General features: G+C 72.3%; 12 protein-coding genes. 11 read left to right on the top strand and 1 reads right to left on the bottom strand.

All coding sequences use genetic code 11. The features are described 5' to 3' along the window. The first annotated feature begins 123 nt into the window (after nucleotides 1–123). The 8 genes from ACKUB9_RS00060 (at nucleotide 124) to ACKUB9_RS00025 (ending at nucleotide 8,102) form a co-directional block, all read left to right on the top strand. Complete coding sequence (locus tag ACKUB9_RS00060; protein WP_407518515.1) at nucleotides 124–1,002, top strand: branched-chain amino acid ABC transporter permease; 879 nt, start codon at nucleotides 124–126, stop codon at nucleotides 1,000–1,002. Then, a complete protein-coding gene (locus tag ACKUB9_RS00055; protein WP_407518514.1) occupies nucleotides 999–2,021 on the top strand; it encodes a branched-chain amino acid ABC transporter permease in 1,023 nt (340 codons plus the stop codon). The genes ACKUB9_RS00060 and ACKUB9_RS00055 overlap by 4 nt, the downstream gene beginning before the upstream one ends. Nucleotides 2,022–2,074: 53 nt before the next feature. Continuing rightward, nucleotides 2,075–3,364 (top strand): ABC transporter substrate-binding protein, encoded by a 1,290-nt coding sequence (locus tag ACKUB9_RS00050; RefSeq protein ID WP_407518513.1) that lies wholly within the window; start codon nucleotides 2,075–2,077, stop codon nucleotides 3,362–3,364. Nucleotides 3,365–3,632: 268 nt separating this feature from the next. Continuing rightward, nucleotides 3,633–4,388, top strand: coding sequence for an ABC transporter ATP-binding protein (locus ACKUB9_RS00045; RefSeq protein ID WP_407518512.1), 756 nt, complete (start codon nucleotides 3,633–3,635; stop codon nucleotides 4,386–4,388). Further along, complete coding sequence (locus ACKUB9_RS00040) at nucleotides 4,388–5,089, top strand: ABC transporter ATP-binding protein (RefSeq protein WP_407518511.1); 702 nt, start codon at nucleotides 4,388–4,390, stop codon at nucleotides 5,087–5,089. The genes ACKUB9_RS00045 and ACKUB9_RS00040 overlap by 1 nt, the downstream gene beginning before the upstream one ends. A gap of 25 nt (nucleotides 5,090–5,114) precedes the next feature. Further along, the gene (locus ACKUB9_RS00035) at nucleotides 5,115–6,332 is read left to right on the top strand and encodes a Tm-1-like ATP-binding domain-containing protein (protein WP_407518510.1); all 1,218 of its coding nucleotides are present in this window, start codon (nucleotides 5,115–5,117) and stop codon (nucleotides 6,330–6,332) included. Between the two features lie 4 nt (nucleotides 6,333–6,336). Then, nucleotides 6,337–7,179, top strand: coding sequence for a phosphoenolpyruvate hydrolase family protein (locus ACKUB9_RS00030; RefSeq protein ID WP_407518509.1), 843 nt, complete (start codon nucleotides 6,337–6,339; stop codon nucleotides 7,177–7,179). After that, a complete protein-coding gene (locus tag ACKUB9_RS00025) occupies nucleotides 7,179–8,102 on the top strand; it encodes an SRPBCC family protein (protein WP_407518508.1) in 924 nt (307 codons plus the stop codon). The genes ACKUB9_RS00030 and ACKUB9_RS00025 overlap by 1 nt, the downstream gene beginning before the upstream one ends. A gap of 711 nt (nucleotides 8,103–8,813) precedes the next feature. Here the strand turns inward: ACKUB9_RS00025 and ACKUB9_RS00020 are convergent. Beyond that, on the bottom strand, nucleotides 8,814–9,176 hold the full coding sequence (locus ACKUB9_RS00020) for a helix-turn-helix domain-containing protein (protein ID WP_407519079.1): 363 nt from the start codon (nucleotides 9,174–9,176) through the stop codon (nucleotides 8,814–8,816). 367 nt (nucleotides 9,177–9,543) lie between these two features. Here ACKUB9_RS00020 and ACKUB9_RS00015 point away from each other — a divergent pair, with 367 nt between their 5' ends. From ACKUB9_RS00015 to ACKUB9_RS00005, 3 genes are all read left to right on the top strand, one after another. Beyond that, complete coding sequence (locus tag ACKUB9_RS00015; RefSeq protein ID WP_407518507.1) at nucleotides 9,544–11,304, top strand: type I secretion system permease/ATPase; 1,761 nt, start codon at nucleotides 9,544–9,546, stop codon at nucleotides 11,302–11,304. 3 nt (nucleotides 11,305–11,307) lie between these two features. Next, complete coding sequence (locus ACKUB9_RS00010) at nucleotides 11,308–12,681, top strand: HlyD family type I secretion periplasmic adaptor subunit (protein WP_407518506.1); 1,374 nt, start codon at nucleotides 11,308–11,310, stop codon at nucleotides 12,679–12,681. An 86-nt stretch (nucleotides 12,682–12,767) separates the two neighbouring features. After that, nucleotides 12,768–16,541, top strand: coding sequence for a hypothetical protein (locus tag ACKUB9_RS00005; protein ID WP_407518505.1), 3,774 nt, complete (start codon nucleotides 12,768–12,770; stop codon nucleotides 16,539–16,541). Nucleotides 16,542–16,672: the final 131 nt, after the last annotated feature.

The raw sequence follows: 16,672 nt of genomic DNA, 5'->3' as shown, positions 1-16,672 counted from the left end.
TACCCGTCTCCCCGCGTCCGCGCACTGGACCATCGGGCCTTACCCAAGGAATGCTCCGGCCAGAAACCGGTCGGATCACGGACCGGCGCGCGGACGGAAACGCCCGCAGGGGGAGGGACATCGATGGCGCTCGCCGCCACCGTGCTGCTGAACGGGCTCACGCTCGCCGCGCTCTACTTCGTGGTGGCGTCGGGTTTCTCGCTGATCTTCGGCCTGATGCGCACCGTGAACATGGCCCACGGGGCCCTCTACCTCGTCGGCGCCTACGTGGCCTACGCGGTGTTCGAGCCGCTCTACGACCGCGACGCGTGGTACGCGTGGTACCTCGCGGTGCCGGTCGGCATGGCGGCGGCGGCGCTCGCCGGGGTCGCCCTGCAGGGGGTGCTGCTCGGCTGGATGCAGGGCCAGGAGCTGCGGCAGGCGCTGGTCACCATCGGCGTCTCGATCGTGGTGGCCGACCAGCTGCTCGCGCATTTCGGCGGCACGCCGCGGCAGTTCTTCGCCCCCGACGCGCTGTTCGGCACCACGCCGCTGCCGCTCGTCGGGCGCTACCCGACCTTCCGGCTGGTCCAGATCGGGGTGGCGCTGGCGGTGGGGATCGGGCTGTGGTGGCTGCTGGCGCGCACCAAGCTCGGCCTGATGGTGCGCGCGGGCGTCGACGACCGGGCGATGCTCGCCGCCTGCGGCGTGAACGTGCCCCTGGTGTCGCTCGCGGTCTTCGGGCTCGGGGCCGCGCTCGCGGGGCTCGGCGGGGTGATCGGCGCGACCGCCCAGCCGCTCGCGCAGGGGGTGGACGGGCGCTTCCTCCTCACCTCCCTCGTGGTGGTGATCGTGGGCGGCATGGGCTCGGTCCCGGGCACCGCGGTCGGCGCCGTGCTGGTGGGGCTCGCCGAGCAGGTGGGCCAAGCGCTGTTTCCGACCTACGCGGTGATCCTGACCTTCGCCCTCATGGTGGCGGTGCTCGCCGTGCGCCCGCAGGGCCTGCTGGGGCGCACCGCGTGAGCGCCCGCCTCTCCCTCCTGGCCCTCGCGGTCCTCGTCGTGGCGCCGGCCCTGCTCGGGCTCGTCCTGCCGCCGAACCAGGCGCAGTTCTGGACCGCGAACATCCTGGGCCGCGCGCTCGTCTACGGCATCGTGGCGCTCTCGCTGACCTTCCTCGCCACCTACGGCGGCTTCGTCTCGCTGGCGCAGATGACGCTCGCGGGCATCGCCGGCTACGCGCTCGCCATCCTGGTCGAGGGGGCGGTGCCGGGGATCGTCGGCGGCCTGCCCTACGCGGCGGCCGTGCCGGCCGCTCTCCTCGCCGCGACGCTCGCCGGGCTCCTCGTCGGGGCGATCGCGGTGCGCACCCGCGACATCTACCTCCTGATGATCACGCTGGCGCTGGCGATGGGCGTGGCGCGCTTCGCGGAATCGAACATCGACTGGTTCAACGGCTACGAGGGCATCCGCAACGTGGTGGGGCCGGTGCTGTTCGGCGTGCCCTTTCGCGATCCGCACCTGTTCTACTACGTCGCGCTCGCGGCGGCCGCCGCCCTCTACGCGGGCGTGCTCTACCTCGTGCGCAGCCCGTTCGGGCTGGTGCTGCAGGGCATCCGCGACAATCCCCGCCGGGTGGCGGCGCTCGGCTACGACGTGGCGCTCCACCGCATCGCCGCCTTCGGGGTCGCGGGCTTCATCGCCGGCTGCGGCGGGGTGCTGACGACGATCTACAACATCGGCATCTCGCCCGGCTCCATCGGGCTGGGCGCCAGCGTCAACATCCTGATCATCAGCGTGATCGGCGGGCTCGGCCACCCGGCCGGGGCCTTCGTGGGCTCGCTGATCTTCGCGGTCTTCGACACGTTCGCCGCCTCCCTGTACGACCGCGACCGCTTCAACACCCTGATCGGCCTCGTCTTTCTCGGCATCGTGCTGGCGTCTCCGGACGGGATCGTCGGCCTCGTGCGCCGCCTCGGCGGCCTGCGGCGGCCGTCCCGCGCCGAGGAGCGGCCCGCGCCGCGACCGGCCGAGACCGGCTGACACCCAGAGCGGCCCGGTGCCGCCGACCCGAAGACCCACAGGAGGAGACGACCATGACCACCACGCTCACCCGCCGCCAGATCACCCGCCGCCAGGCGCTCACCGGCGCAGGCTCCCTCGCGCTCGCAGGCGCCTTCCCGCGCCCGGCCATCGCCCAGAACGCACCGATCAAGCTCGGCGGCCTCACCACCCTGGAGGGCCCCTTCGCCACCGGCGGCCAGGACGCCTACCGCTGCGTGCAGATGGAGCTGGAGCGCATCAACTACACGGCGGGCGGCCGGCGCATCGAGTTCATCCGCGAGAGTTCGAACGCGCGCGCCGACGTGGCGCTCGCCCGCGCCCGCAAGCTCGTGGAGCAGGACGGGGCCGACATCGTGCTCGGCCCGCTCTCGGGAGCGGAGGGCATCGCGCTCAAGGACTATTCGGCGACGCTGACCGGCAGGACCATCGTCAACGGCTCCTCGGCCGCCGCCGACACCACCCTGCGCAACCCCTCGAAGAACTTCTTCCGCTTCTCCACCGATGGCACGCAGTGGATGGCCGGCGTCGGCAACTACGTGCGCAAGACGCTCAACATCCCGGAGGTCTGCGTGGTGGCGGGCGACTACGCCTTCCCGTACGCGCAGGTCTTCGGTTTCAGCCTCGAATATTGCCGCGCGGGCGGCAAGGCGACCTACCTGTGGTCGCCGCTCGGCACCACCGACTTCGCCTCGCAGATCGCCCAGATCCCCAAGAGCGCGGGCGCCCTCGTGGTGGTCCACGGCGGCACCGACGGGCTCGCCTTCATGACGCAGTACGCGCAGGGCGGCGGCGGCCTGCCGATCATCGGCGGCTCGATCATGGCCGACCAGACCATGATGTCGGCCCGCGGCCCGCACCGGAAGCTGATGATCGGGATGGTGAGCGGCGGGCCGATCGCCGACATCAACGACGACCCGAACTGGAACGAGTTCGTCGCCCGCTACCGCAAGCGCTGGGCGAACGAGGGCGGCTTCCAGTCGCCGTCGATCCACGGGGTCAACTACACCACCAACCTCCAGGGTATCCTCGGCGCGCTGGAGGAGGTGCGGGGCGACCTCTCGGGCGACCAGCAGGCCTTCCAGGCGGCGCTGGCCAAGCGCCGGTTCAAGAACCCGATGGGCGCCGAGGTTTCTCTCGACCACAACCGGCAGGCCGTCTCCGACATCTTCCTGACCAAGATCGAGGAGCGGGAGGGCAAGCCCGTCACGGTGGCCTTCGCGCGCGCCCGCCAGATCAACCAGACCCTCGGCGTGCCGGAGGCCCAGTTCCTGGCGCTGGGCGCGCCCTCCCGCAACAACACCGGCTGCATCGTGGCGGGATAACTCCGAAGAGGGTGCCCCCCGGCAGCCGAAGCGAACGCGGGATCCCCTCTCCCGTGCGGGAGAGGGGTAGGGGTGAGGGTCCCGGGAGGGTGCAGCAAGCGGACACGACGCTGCCGCTGCCTGCACCGAGGCTGGTTGCTGATCCTGACCCGTTCCGCTCCCCTCACCACGCTCCGTGCTTCACTGCGGCTCCACTTGCACCCTCACCCCTGCCCCTCCCCACACGGGAGAGGGGTTCCCCGCGACCCACGCGGAAACCTCGCGAGCCATGCACCCGGATTCCACCCCCGCCCTCCATCTCACCGGGATCGGCCGCCGCTTCGGCGCGCTGCACGCGGTGCGCGACGTCACGCTCACGGTGGCGGCCGGCGAGCGCCGGGCGGTGCTCGGCCCCAACGGCGCCGGCAAGACTACGCTGTTCAACCTCGTCTGCGGCGACATCCCGCCCACCGAGGGGCGCATCGCCTTCTTCGGCACCGACATCACGCAGCTGCCGCCGCATCGCCGCACGCGGCTCGGCATCGGGCGGACCTACCAGACCTCGTTGCTGTTCAACGGCCTCACCGTCCTCGACAACCTCTTCCTCGCGGTGCGCGGCGGCAAACCCGGCCGCTTCTCGTTCCGCCGCCCCGGCCGCGGCGACCCGGACCTCGCCCGCGCGCGGGCGCTGGCCGAGCGGATGCGCCTCGCCCACGTGGTGGAGCGGCCGGTGGCCGACCTCTCGCACGGGCAGCGGCGGCAGCTGGAGGTCGGGATGGCGCTCGCCTGCGACCCGAAGGTGCTGATGCTGGACGAACCGGCGGCGGGCCTCTCGCCCGGCGACCGGCCGGAGCTGCTGGCGCTGCTCAAGGGCCTGCCGCGCAGCCTCACCCTGGTCCTCGTCGAGCACGACATGGACGTGGCGCTGCCCGCCTCCGACGTGGTGACGGTGATGAAGGACGGGGCCATCGCGGTCGAGGCGCCCCCCGACCGGATCGGCTCCGACCCCGTCGTGCAGGCGATCTACCTCGGCGGAGGCCACTGATGCTCGTGGTGCGCGACCTGCACGTGCGCTTCGGCCAAGCGCACATCCTCCAGGGCGTCGACCTCGCGGTGGGGTCCGAACCCCTCGCCATCGTCGGGCGCAACGGCATGGGCAAGACGACGCTCTGCCAGACCATCATGGGCATGGTGCCGGGCGAGGGCGAGATCAGCCTCGACGGCGAGACCCTCGCGGGCCGGCCGCCGAACCGGGTCGCCCGGGCGGGTCTCGCCCTGGTGCCGCAGGGCCGGCGGACTTTTCCGTCGCTCACGGTGGACGAGCATCTGCGCCTCGTGGCGCAGGGGCCGCGCGCCCGCTGGACCGTCGAGCGGGCCTACGCCACCTTCCCGCGCCTCGCCGAGCGGCGGCGCAACGGCGGCACGCAGCTCTCGGGCGGCGAGCAGCAGATGCTCGCCATCGCCCGCGCGCTCCTGATGAACCCCAAGCTCGTGATCATGGACGAGCCCTCCGAGGGGCTGGCGCCGGTGATCGTGGACCATCTCGCGGAGGTGCTGCGCGGGCTCCCCGCCGAGGGCACCGGCCTGCTCCTCGTCGAGCAGAACCTGCGCATGGCCGCGGCGGTCTGCGGCACGGTCGCCGTGATGGTCACGGGCCGGATCGCCGCGACGATGCCGGCGGCGGACCTCGTCGGCGACGAGGCCCTGCAGCGGCGCTACCTCGGCGTCGCGGCCGGAACCCACTGAGGGGAGGGAGCGGATGGCCCAGGGAATGAGCCAGGGAACGGCACAGGTCTACGTCGTCGGCACCTGCGACACCAAGGAGGCCGAACTCGTCTACGCCCGCGACCTCGTGCGGGCGGCGGGCGCCGCGGCGCTGCTCGTCGATGTCGGCACGCGCGGCACCTCCGCGGTCGCCGACGTGCCGGCCGCGGAGGTGGCGCGCCATCATCCCGAGGGCGCGGGCGCGGTGCTCGGGCGCGACGACCGGGGGGCGGCCGTCTCGGCGATGGCGGAGGCGCTGACGCGCTTCCTCGCCACGCGCACCGACATCGGCGCGGTGCTCGGCCTCGGCGGCTCGGGCAACACCGCCCTCGTCACGCGGGCGATGCGCGCGCTGCCGGTGGGCGTGCCCAAGCTGATGGTCTCGACGGTGGCGTCGGGCCACACCGCCGACTACGTCGGCCCCAACGACATCGCCATGATGTACTCGGTCGTGGACGTGGCGGGCCTCAACGCGATCTCGCGCCGGGTGATCGGCAACGCCGCGCATGCCGCGGCCGGCATGGCGCTGCGCGCGCCCCCGGAGGCGCCGGCCGACAAGCCGGGGCTCGGCCTCACCATGTTCGGCGTCACCACGGCCTGCGTGACGCAGGTGCGCGAAGCGCTGGAGGCCGAGTACGAGCCCTACGTCTTCCACGCCACCGGCACCGGCGGCCAGTCGATGGAGAAACTCGCCGATTCCGGCCTGCTCGCGGGCTTCCTCGACATCACCACCACGGAGGTGCCCGACCACCTGTTCGGCGGCGTCTTCCCCTGCACGGCGGACCGGTTCGGCGCCGCGATCCGCACCCGGCTGCCCTACGTGGGCTCGGTCGGCGCGGTCGACATGGTGAATTTCGGCGCCAAGGAGACGGTGCCGGCGCAGTACCGCGACCGGAACCTCTACGTCCACAACGCCCAGGTGACGCTGATGCGCACGACGCCGGAGGAGAACCGGCGGACCGGTGCCTTCATCGTCGAGCGGCTCAACCGCATGGAGGGGCCGGTGCGCTTCCTGCTGCCGCGCGGCGGCGTCTCGGCGATCGACGTGCCCGGCATGCCCTTCCACGACCCCGCCGCCGACGCCGCCCTGTTCGAGACGATCCGCGCCGGCTGGCAGGCCGCGCCGAACCGGCGGCTCGTCGAGGTCGACGCCGCCATCAACGACCCGGCCTTCGCGCAGGCGCTCGTCGCCGCCTTCCGCGAGGCCGTGCAGGAGAGGACCTGAGCCCATGCCCCGCCACGCCCGCCGCGACCTGTTGGCGACGTTCCACGACATGATCGCCCGGCGCCGGCCCATCATCGGGGGCGGCGCCGGCACCGGCCTCTCGGCCAAGTGCGAGGAGGCCGGCGGCATCGACCTCATCGTGATCTACAATTCCGGCCGCTACCGCATGGCCGGGCGCGGCTCGCTCGCGGGGCTGCTCGCCTACGGCAACGCCAACGAGATCGTGAAGGAGATGGCCCGCGAGGTGCTCCCGGTGGTGCGGCGCACGCCCGTCATCGCCGGGGTCAACGGCACCGATCCGTTCGTGATCATGGACCATCTCCTCGACGAACTGATCGCGCTGGGCTTCTCGGGCGTGCAGAATTTTCCGACGGTCGGGCTCATCGACGGCACCTTCCGGGCGAACCTGGAGGAGACCGGGATGGGCTTCGGGCTCGAGATCGACATGATCCGGCTCGCCCACGCCAAGGACCTGCTCACCACGCCCTACGTCTTCTCCGCCGACGAGGCGGCCGAGATGGCGCGCGCGGGCGCCGACATCATCGTCCCGCATATGGGGCTGACCACCGGCGGGGCGATCGGCGCCGAGACGGCGTTGCGCCTCGAAGACTGCCCCCGCCTGATCGAGGAATGGGCGCAGGCCGCGCGGCGCGTGCGCGACGACGTGATCGTGCTCTGCCACGGCGGGCCGATCGCCACGCCCGAGGACGCCGCCTACATCCTGGCCAACACCAGCCTCTGCCACGGCTTCTACGGCGCCTCCTCGATGGAGCGCCTGCCGGCCGAGACGGCCCTGACCGCGACGACCCGCGCCTTCAAGTCCATCACCTTCCCGGAGACCGTCTGATGGCCCGCGCCTACGCCTCCACCATCCTCCCCGCGCCGGTGGAGACCGTCTGGTCGCTGATCCGCGACTTCAACGGCCTGCCGTCCTGGGTGCCGGCCGTCGCCGACAGCACGATCGAGGACGGGCTCGACGCCGACGTGGTCGGCTGCGTGCGCGCCTTCCACCTCCGGGACGGCACCCTCGTGCGCGAGCGGCTGATCTCGCTGGACGACCACCGCTACAGCTTCAGCTACAATTTCGAGACTCCGGCCTTCCCAGTGGACAACTACCTCGCCCGGGTCGCGCTGATCCCGGTCACCAACGGCGACGCCACCTTCGCCGAGTGGGAGGCCACCTTCGACGAGCGTCCCGGCGAAGGCCAATACGCCGAGATCATCGCCACGAACGTCTTCAAGGCGGGCTGGGATTCCCTGGCGGCGCGGATCGCGGCCGAGTCTCCCGCGCCGCCCGCGGGCGCCGTGCGCTGGCAGGGGCTGCCGCCGCACAAGGTCTTCTGCTCCTCGGTGATCGATGCGCCCGTGGAGGCCGCCTGGGCGATGATCCGCGACTTCGCCGGCATGGCCGGCTGGCACGACGAGATCTCGCGCATGCACATGCTCGGCGGTGCGCGGCCGGACAAGATCTCGGGGGTGCGCGACTTCCTGTTCGGCGAGGGGCACCTGAACGAGGAGCTGATCCAGCTCTGCGACCGGACGCGCTCCTACACCTACCGCATCACCAAGAGCCCGATGCCCTGGCTGCACTACGTCTCGGGGCCGCGCCTGTGGCCGGTGACGGACACGAACCGCACCTTCGGGACGTGGTTCGGCGACTGGACCGCCTCGCCGACCGACGACCTCGTGCTGATCCCGCAGGTGCACGACGGCGTCTACCAGAAGGCCTTCGACACGGTGGCGGCGCGGCTGTCGGCCCGATCAACCTGAGACCGCGCCCGGACCGTCCCTAGAATGTCCGGCATGCGGCCCGCCGGACCGCGGCGCATCCCGGGCCGGCCGCGTCCCGCGCGCCGGGCCGGCCTAGAGACCCTACCGGCCTCGTGCCGACGCGAAGCGCCTGAGGACGCCCCTCCCCCGCTGCGGGAATCCGGGCAGGCCCGGCGGTCACGCCGCCCGCCCGGCCGACGCCGCGCGGGGCAACCGCGTCACATCCGATGGCAGCCGGTGCCGTTCGTGCTCGTGCGGACAAGGTCCAGGATCAGCCTGCGAACGTGCGTGCGGACGTCCGCGGTCGCGGCACCGTGGGGCATGTGTTCGTCCGGCCTGATCATCTTGACGGCGTGAGGCATCGCGTCCGGCTCCTCTCACTCTGTGCCTTCTCGAACGTCACTGCGTGCCCGGCCGGCCCGTGTCCCCCGTTCCGACCGAGCCTCGTCGCCCCCTTGGCCAGGTCCTCACCGGTTGTACAGCAACAGTGAGTTATGTTTTTACTGTACAGGCGACGCCGACGCGGATCAAGCCGGGATGGCGCGGCCCTCTTGCGGTCCGCCATGAGGCGACGTGGTGGTCGGTTGCAGAAGCTGTGGATGCCGAGCCGACATCGGACCTCCGCCACGCCGTCAGCCGGCGCGCCGCACGGTCACCCCGAACCGGCCGACCGTCCCGCACGCGATCCGCACCCGCTTCGGCGAAGGGCGGTCAGCCTGCCCGCGCGGCCCCGCCGCGAGGTCCGGGAGCGCCGCCTCGCGAGGACTCGCCCCCTCGCTCGGGCCCGAAGAGGATGTCGTATGTCAACGGGTCGTAGAAGCGCATCAAGGTCTGGACGAACTGCCGGACATCGATGTCCAGCGCCTCGGCCCAGGCGCGGTAGCGGTCCGGAGGAATACGGCCGCGCCCGGTCTCCAGCTGGGAGATGAACGTGTAGTATTCGGTTCCGACCAGGGCCGCGAGTTGCCTCTGCGAGAGGCCGCGCGCCTCGCGCAGTTCCTTCAGGTAGCGCCCGCCTTCCCGGCGCAGCTCCTGAACTTCCTCCGAATCCAAGCGCTGATGATGTGCATACACGGGGAGGGGCACCTTCTCGCGAGCGGGGCTGCGTGGTTTGGACCCGTACAGTGATATCCACATAGGATGTCCGGCGGGGCGGTGTCTACAACAAACGTTCGACGCGACGGCGCAGGCCGCCGGAGCAGGGCCCGGAGGCGATCCGGGCCTCATGATCATCGACGGTTTTTGCCTGGTCTCGCAGCGCACCACCCTCGCGGAGATGCTACAGCGAGACCTGCGACAGGGGACGATCCCGGGTTTTCGCGGCAAAGAGAGCCGATCGATCCGCAAACGGGTTGCTGCAAGACAAATCCACGGGCATTGTTAGCGTCGGACGAAATCCGCTGTTGTTGCCCCCGCGACAATATTCCCACGGGACATTCGTATGGCCCACATCGACGCGTCGCCCGCATTAAAAAATGGCATACGGTCGATGCGCCCGATGCTCGCAACCGCCTTCGTGTTCAGCTTTTTCATCAACATATTGCTGTTTGTTGGCCCCCTGTACATGTTGCAGATCTACGACAGGGTGCTGGCGAGCCGGAACGAGGCGACGCTCCTCGGCATCACGCTGATCGCCGCCTTCGCGCTGGCCGTCTACGCGCTCCTCGAGATGCTGCGCGCGCGCATCTTGGTCCGCGCCGGGGTGGCGTTCGACCACGCCATCGCGGGTCCGGTCTATGACGCCGTCCACCGCAGCATCCTGCGCAGGCCCGGTGCGGGCCAGGACACGGCCCTGCGCGACGTGGATACCCTGCGCGAGTTCCTGACGGGCAGCGGGCTCCTGGCCCTCTGCGACGCGCCCTGGACCCCGATCTTCCTCCTCGCCTGCTTCATCCTGCACCCGTGGTTCGGATGGATGGCGCTCGCGGGCGGGTCCGTGATCCTCGGGCTGACGCTCCTCAACGAACTCGCCACGCGCCGCTCGCTCAACGCGGCCAGCCAGGCCTCGGCGGCGGCCGGGCAGCAGGCGCGCGCGACCATCCGGAACGCCGACGTGCTCCAGTCCATGGGCATGCTCGGCGCGCTGCGCGAGCGGTGGCGCTCCCGCCACGACGAGGTGCTGCTGCTGCAGGCGCGCGCCAGCGACCGGGCCAGCGTCATCGTCGCCGCGACGCGGTTCGTGCGGATGTTCCTGCAGACGATGGTGCTCGGCCTGGGCGCCTACCTGGCGATCCACCGCGAGATCTCCGCCGGGTCGATGATCGCCGCCTCGATCATCATCGGGCGCGCGCTCGCGCCCATCGAGCTGGTGATCGCGAACTGGAAGGGCTTCACGGCCGCCCGGTCCAGCTATCGCCGTCTGACGGAACTCGTCGCGGCGGCCGGATCGGAGCCGCGCCGGATGATCCTCCCGCGCCCGCAGGGGCGGATCGAGGTCGAGGGCGCGGTCGTGGCGGCGCCCGGCGCGACGGCGCCCATCCTGCACGGCATCGGCCTGCGGCTGGAGGCCGGGAGCATCGTCGGCGTCATCGGTCCGAGCGCGGCGGGCAAATCGACGCTCGCCAGGGCGCTGACGGGTGTCTGGCCGCTCGCGAGCGGCACGGTGCGGATCGACGGCTCCGAGATCGGGCACTGGGACCCGCAGGCGCTCGGCCGCCACGTCGGCTACCTGCCGCAGGACGTGGAGCTCTTCGACGGCACCGTGGCGCAGAACATCGCGCGCTTCGGCGTCGAGGACGAGGCGGCGGTGATCGCGGTGGCGCGGACGGCCGGCTGCCACGCGCTGATCCAGGGCCTTCCCGACGGCTACAACACCAGGATCGGGCTCGGCGGCCACGGGCTGTCCGGCGGGCAGCGCCAGCGCATCGCGCTGGCCCGGGCCCTCTACGGCCAGCCGAGCCTCGTCGTGCTCGACGAGCCGAACGCGAGCCTCGATCAGGCCGGCGAGGCGGCCCTGATGCAGGCGGTGTCGGAACTGAAGCGGGCCGGCACGACAGTGGTCATCATCACCCACAAGCTCGCCATCCTGGCGGAGGCCGATCAGGTGCTGATGCTGAACGGCGGCAGCGTCCAGGCCTTCGGTCCAGCCGAGCAGATCCTCGCGCAGGTGACCGGCCCGCGGCCCCTCCCGCTCCCGGCGACGGGAACCGACGGGACCGTCGACCGCCGGCTCCTCGACCGGCCGCGCGCGGCGGCGGGCTGAGCCATGACGACGGCCTCCGCCCCACCCTGGCCGGCAGCCGGGCCGGCCCACCCCGCCCACCGGGACGAGGGACAGGCCGGGCCGTCGCCGGCCCTGACGGGCTGGCGCCGCTACGCGGTCGCGGGCTACGCCCTCATCCTGGCGACCTTCGGGGTGGTGGGCGGCTGGGCCGCAATCGTCCGCCTGGACCGCGCCGTGATCAGCCCCGGCGTCGTCATGGTGGAGAGCAGCCGCAAGGTGGTCCAGCATTTCGAGGGCGGCATGGTCCTCGACGTGCTGGTGCGGGACGGCCAGACCGTCCGGGAGGGCGACGTCCTCCTGCGCATCGATCCGCTTCAATCCCGTGCGAGCGCGGACCTGTTCAGGACCCAGCTCGACGCGGCCCTCATCCTCGAAGCGCGCCTGCGCGCCGAGCAGGACCAGACGAGCGAGCTGGAGCTGCCGCCGGACATCGCCGCGCGGCGCGACGAGCCGGCGATCGCCCGCGTCATCCAGGACCAGACGAACCAGCTGGCGGAGCGGCGCAAGTCCCTGCGGTCGCAGATCGACCTCATCGAGGCGCGCGTGAAGCAGCTACAGACCGAGATGGTGGGGCTCGCGGTCGAGAAGGCGTCGGTCGAGGCGCAGGTGGGCTTCATCGACGAGGAACTCGGCGGCCTGCGCAGCCTGCGCGAGAAGAACCTGATCCCGCTCTCGCGCCTCCTCGTCATGGAGCGCGAGCGCACGCGCCTCCAGGGCGTGATCGGACGCTCCGTGGCGGAGACCGCCAAGGCGCAGAACGCCGTCGGCGAAGCGGTGATCCAGATCGCGCAGATCAAGCAGAAGCTGCAGGAGACCGTCAGCGCCCAGCTCCTTGAGACGCGCCAGAGGATCGCCGAGGTGCGCGAGAAGCTCCTCGTCGCCCAGGACGTGCTGCGGCGGCACGAGGTGCGCGCCTCGCATGGCGGGGTGGTCCAGGGCCTCAAGGTCTACACGATCGGGCAGGTCGTGCGCTCGGGCGAGGCGCTGATGGAGATCGTGCCGGTCACGGACCGGCTGGTGATCAGCGTCCAGTTCTCGCCCAACGAGCTCGAAACCGTGCGGGCCGGGATGACGGCCGAGGTCAAGTTCCCGAGCTTCCAGACGCGCCGGACCCCGACGATCCTCGGGACGCTCAAGACGGTGTCCCGCGACCGCCTGATCGACGAGACGACGAAGCAGGCCTACTTCGCCGGGATCGTCGAGATCGACGAGCGCGAAGTCCCGGAGGAGGTCAAGCGCCGCCTGGTGGCGGGGCTTCCGGCGGAGATCGTCATCTCGGCCGGCGAGCGGACCGCCTTCGACTACATGGTCTCGCCCTTCTTCGACGCCATGGGACGTGCCTTCCATGAGCGCTAGATCGGGTGCGGGACGCAATTCAGGGACGCCGGTCCGGCACCGCGGCACTGCGCCGTCGCCGTCCGCCGCCCGGGAGTGAGATGGACATGGGTGCGATCATCTCCTTCTTCCGGCCCGCTCCGACCACGCAGGGCGCGTGGTCCCAGCAGGAGCTGGCCGAGTTCTACCGGGTCGAGGCCGCGCTGCTCCGGGCCGGGATGCGGATCACCTGCGAGCAGGGCCTGAGCGACGAGGACGATCCCTGGTTCGTCTTCTGCCGGCCGAACGGCGACGTGATCATGCACTTCGCCCGGATCGACGGCAGCTACGTGATCGCCTCGGAGGCGCTGGACCAGCCGATGCGCGGTCCCGACTTCCGCAGCCTCCTCAACCAGATCGCGGCCCAGTACCCGACCCTCCTGCCGATCCCGCGGGCCGAGCCGGGCGCCAAGCTCGTGGTCCATCCGGCCGCCCTGCTGACCGCCATCATCGCCGCCGCGGCCCTGAGCCTGTCGCCCGACGAGGCCTTCGCCAGCGGGATCGCCCCCGCCGAAGCGGACGGATCCGTGCCTCCCCCCTCCCCCGGCGGTCCGGGGGAGCCGCCGTCCCAGATGGCGGAGGAGCGGGGAGCGGAGGCCCACGAGCAGGGCGACCATCGCCGGCAGATCGAGGCGATCGTTTTCTCGGCGATGCTGTTCGCCGCGCAGACGGCGTCGGTCGACGATCTGGGTCCGAGGACGAATCCCGAGCTGTCGGCGACCAAGCTGACGAGCCACACGGCCGATCAGGCGGCACATGGCGACCTCGCCCTGCCGCCGGTTCCGGCAGCCGGCAGCGGACGCGCGCCGGATCCGGCCGCCCAGTCCGCGCCGTCGCCCGCCCCGGCCCTGGAGCGCCAAGCGCACAAGGATGCGACGCCCTCGGGGGCGGAGCACGTCAGCGTGATCCAGCAGAGCCGGCCCGACTTCGGCTTCGAGGGACCCGACTTTCCGAAGCTGCCAGTGGCCGATCACCCGGCCGGGCTGAAGCTCGACGGCGCACGCTATGTCAGGAGCGCCGAGACGGGGCATCCCCGCTCCGCGAGCGAACGCGCCTCGACCGACCATCGCCCGGCGGAGACGGCGAGCGCGCAGGACGGCAGCGCGGAGGTGAAGCAGACCAGCGCGGCGCCCGCCTCCCCGCCGGCCGCCCCCGCCCCGGTGGCCGCCACGACGGCGGTGTCCACGCCGGCCGGATCGACCGAGGAGGCGGGGTCGAAGGTGCAGCAGAGCGCGGCGCAAACGGCGCTCCAAGTCACGGCGGAGGCATCGGCGGCGTCGGAGCTGCGCTTCGACACCGCCCGGGTGCTGCCCCGGCCCGACCTCAAACCCGTCGAGACCAAGGCCCCGGCCACTCCCGCTCCCGAGGCCGGTCCGGCAGCAGGTCCGGGGATCGAGACGTCCGGGCCGGCGCGGGTCGACGTATCGGCGGCGGCATCGCCCGTGCGCATCGAGGCCGATGCCGCGGACGGGACCGCGTCGCATCCGGGCCGGAGCCAGAGCCCAGCCGCCGACCGCTCCGAGCCGCTGCTCCGCGTCGCCTCGGACCTGTCCGGCGCGGAGGGGCGCGGCACGAAGGCGGAGGGCACGCTCGCCGCGGTCGGCCTCAAGGGCGGCGAGGCCGGGGCGAATCCGGCTGGGGTGCCCGTTGCGGGCGAGAGTTCATCCGGCACCGAGTCCAGCCGGCCCGTCGAGGCCCTCAAGGCGCAGAAGGTGGCCGGCTCGGATGCTCCCGCGACGACGGACGGCTCGCCGGGCCGATCGGGGATCGAGAGCGCCAAGGCCGAGGTGAGCACGCCATCGGCGGGCCATACGGCTTCGGGCAAGGACGTCGCGTCGAGCCCCGGCCACGGTCCGGCCGTCGATAGCGTGACAGCGGTCGGTGCCGGGGCAGGCGATCCGGGATCGAAGGGGAACGCCGCGACGGCCGTGATCCAGGCCGCCGCCGAGGCGAAGGCACCGGAGGCGGCGTCTCTGCCGGTGGTCGCCGTCACAGCCCAGGCCGGCGCCGAGGCCAAGGCACCGGAGGCGGCGTCTCTGCCGGCGGTCGCCATCTCAGCCAGCCAAACCATCGCCGGCTCGGATCAGAGCCGAGGCGAGACCACGAACGCCGCGGCGCACCACACGCCCTCCGGCGACCTCACCCCACCGGCCGAGACCCCGGCGACGGTCGTCGCCTCGCCGCCCGCCCCCGATGCGACGGGCACCAAGGCGCAGGCACCGGCGACGAGTGCCGCGGCGCCTGATGCGAGCCAGAGCACGCCCTCCGGCACGAGCCAGGCCCACGATGGCACCGGCGCGAAGAACCAACCCGGCCCGGATGCCTCGGCGGCCCTGCCCGGCAAGGCGAGCGCGGAGATCACGGGAACGGGCCAGTCTCCTGCCGGCGACGCCGCGTCCGGTCCGTCGCCGATCCCGGCGGCCGACGGCGCCGCGCCGGTGGCGAATCAAGGCCATCAGGGCCCGACGGAGCATTCCGCCCCGGCTGCGTCGACCAATGCCGGCACCGAGGTCAAGGCGCCGGAGGCCGCTCCTCCGCCGACGGACACCGCCGCATCCGGCCAGAGCCAAGCCGCCCTCGCCCCGGAGACGGCGCCCAGCACCACGGGTGCCGTGACCAGCCCTTCGCAGGCGAATGGCACCGGAGCGGATCAGAGCCCGAGCGTGGTCGCCTCCTCGCCCCCCGTGGACACCGCGCCGTCGAGCAGCCCCACCCCGGGCACCGACAAGCCGGCGGCTGCCGCGGCAGCAACGACGCCCGGCCAGGAGAGCGCCGAGGTTCCGGCGAGCGGAGCGAGCCAACCTCATCCGGAGGGCAATTCGTCGGTGCAGGAGCCGCCCCCCGCGACTGGCGGCACTGCGTCGGCGGACGCGTCCGGTTCGAGCAGCCATGCTCCGACGACCGTCACCTCAGCGGTCCCGAGCGAGACGAGCACCGAGGCCGGAGCGCCGGAGGCGAGCCATCCGCCTGCGGGCAGCGCAGCGCCCGGACCGAGCCACGATGCGACCGGCAGCAACCCCGCGCCGGCGGAAAGCCTCGGCCCGGCCGGTCACGGCGCGGTGGCCCCCCCGGCCGCGGCATCGCACGAGACCAGCCCCCCGGAGTCCCTCTCTCCCCAACATGGTCCCGCGTCGGATCCGGGCCATTCCACTCCCGCCAGCACGCCTGAGGTCGCGACGAGCGCAGGTCCGGACCACACCGGTCCGGGCACGCACACCGCGCAGGTGAGTGTTTCGCCGAGCCCGACGGGTCAAGCGAGCCCCGAGACCGGCGCAGCCGCAACGGACACCTCGCCAGCCGGCACCGTCTCAGGTGCCCAGGACGGGACGATCGTCGGGCCAGCGCCGGTACAGGAGACCTCACCCGGCGGCCACGCCCCAGGCGATCCAAGCGCTACCGGAACCTTGCCGCCGACCTCCAGCACCACGAGCCCCGAGGCCGGAGCACCGGAGACGGGATCCTCACGGGCGGAGCCGGCCGGGGCTGGCGCGGAGCACGGCCATGCCGGACCGTCTCACCCCGCCGAGCCAGGTGCCGCGACCGCGCCGCCAAGCGTGACGGGGTCGACCCCGCCCGTGACACCGAGCAGCGGCACGCCCTCGTCCAGCACGGCGGGAGCGCAGAACGATCCAGCGCCCAACGGGAACAGTGTCGCAGCCCAACCGGCGCCCCTGCGCGCTGCGGTGGGCCCGGACGGCACGCTGGTGTTTCCCGGGGATACCAAGGCCCCGGGCTCCGCGGAGCCGAACCATGGCCCGCACGATGCTGATCTGCACCCGGATGTGAGCGTGACCGGAATCGCGCACGATCACGGCTTGCCGCATCACGTGGATTGGCACTGAGTGCGCGACCGGGAATGGGCCGGGCTCAGCCCGCCTGCCCGAACCGGAGAGCCAGATCCTGAACGCCAGAAACCCCCGTGCGCGTGGCGCCGGGGGTTTTCTGGTAGGTCTAGTGTCTGGTTGCGGGGACA

Origin of the sequence: Methylobacterium oryzisoli (assembly GCF_046557895.1) — a bacterium.
In the GTDB taxonomy this organism is placed as follows: Bacteria; Pseudomonadota; Alphaproteobacteria; order Rhizobiales; family Beijerinckiaceae; genus Methylobacterium; species Methylobacterium oryzisoli.
The sequence above is the reverse complement of the archived record's forward strand: the minus strand, read 5'-3'. Positions and strand labels throughout refer to the sequence as shown.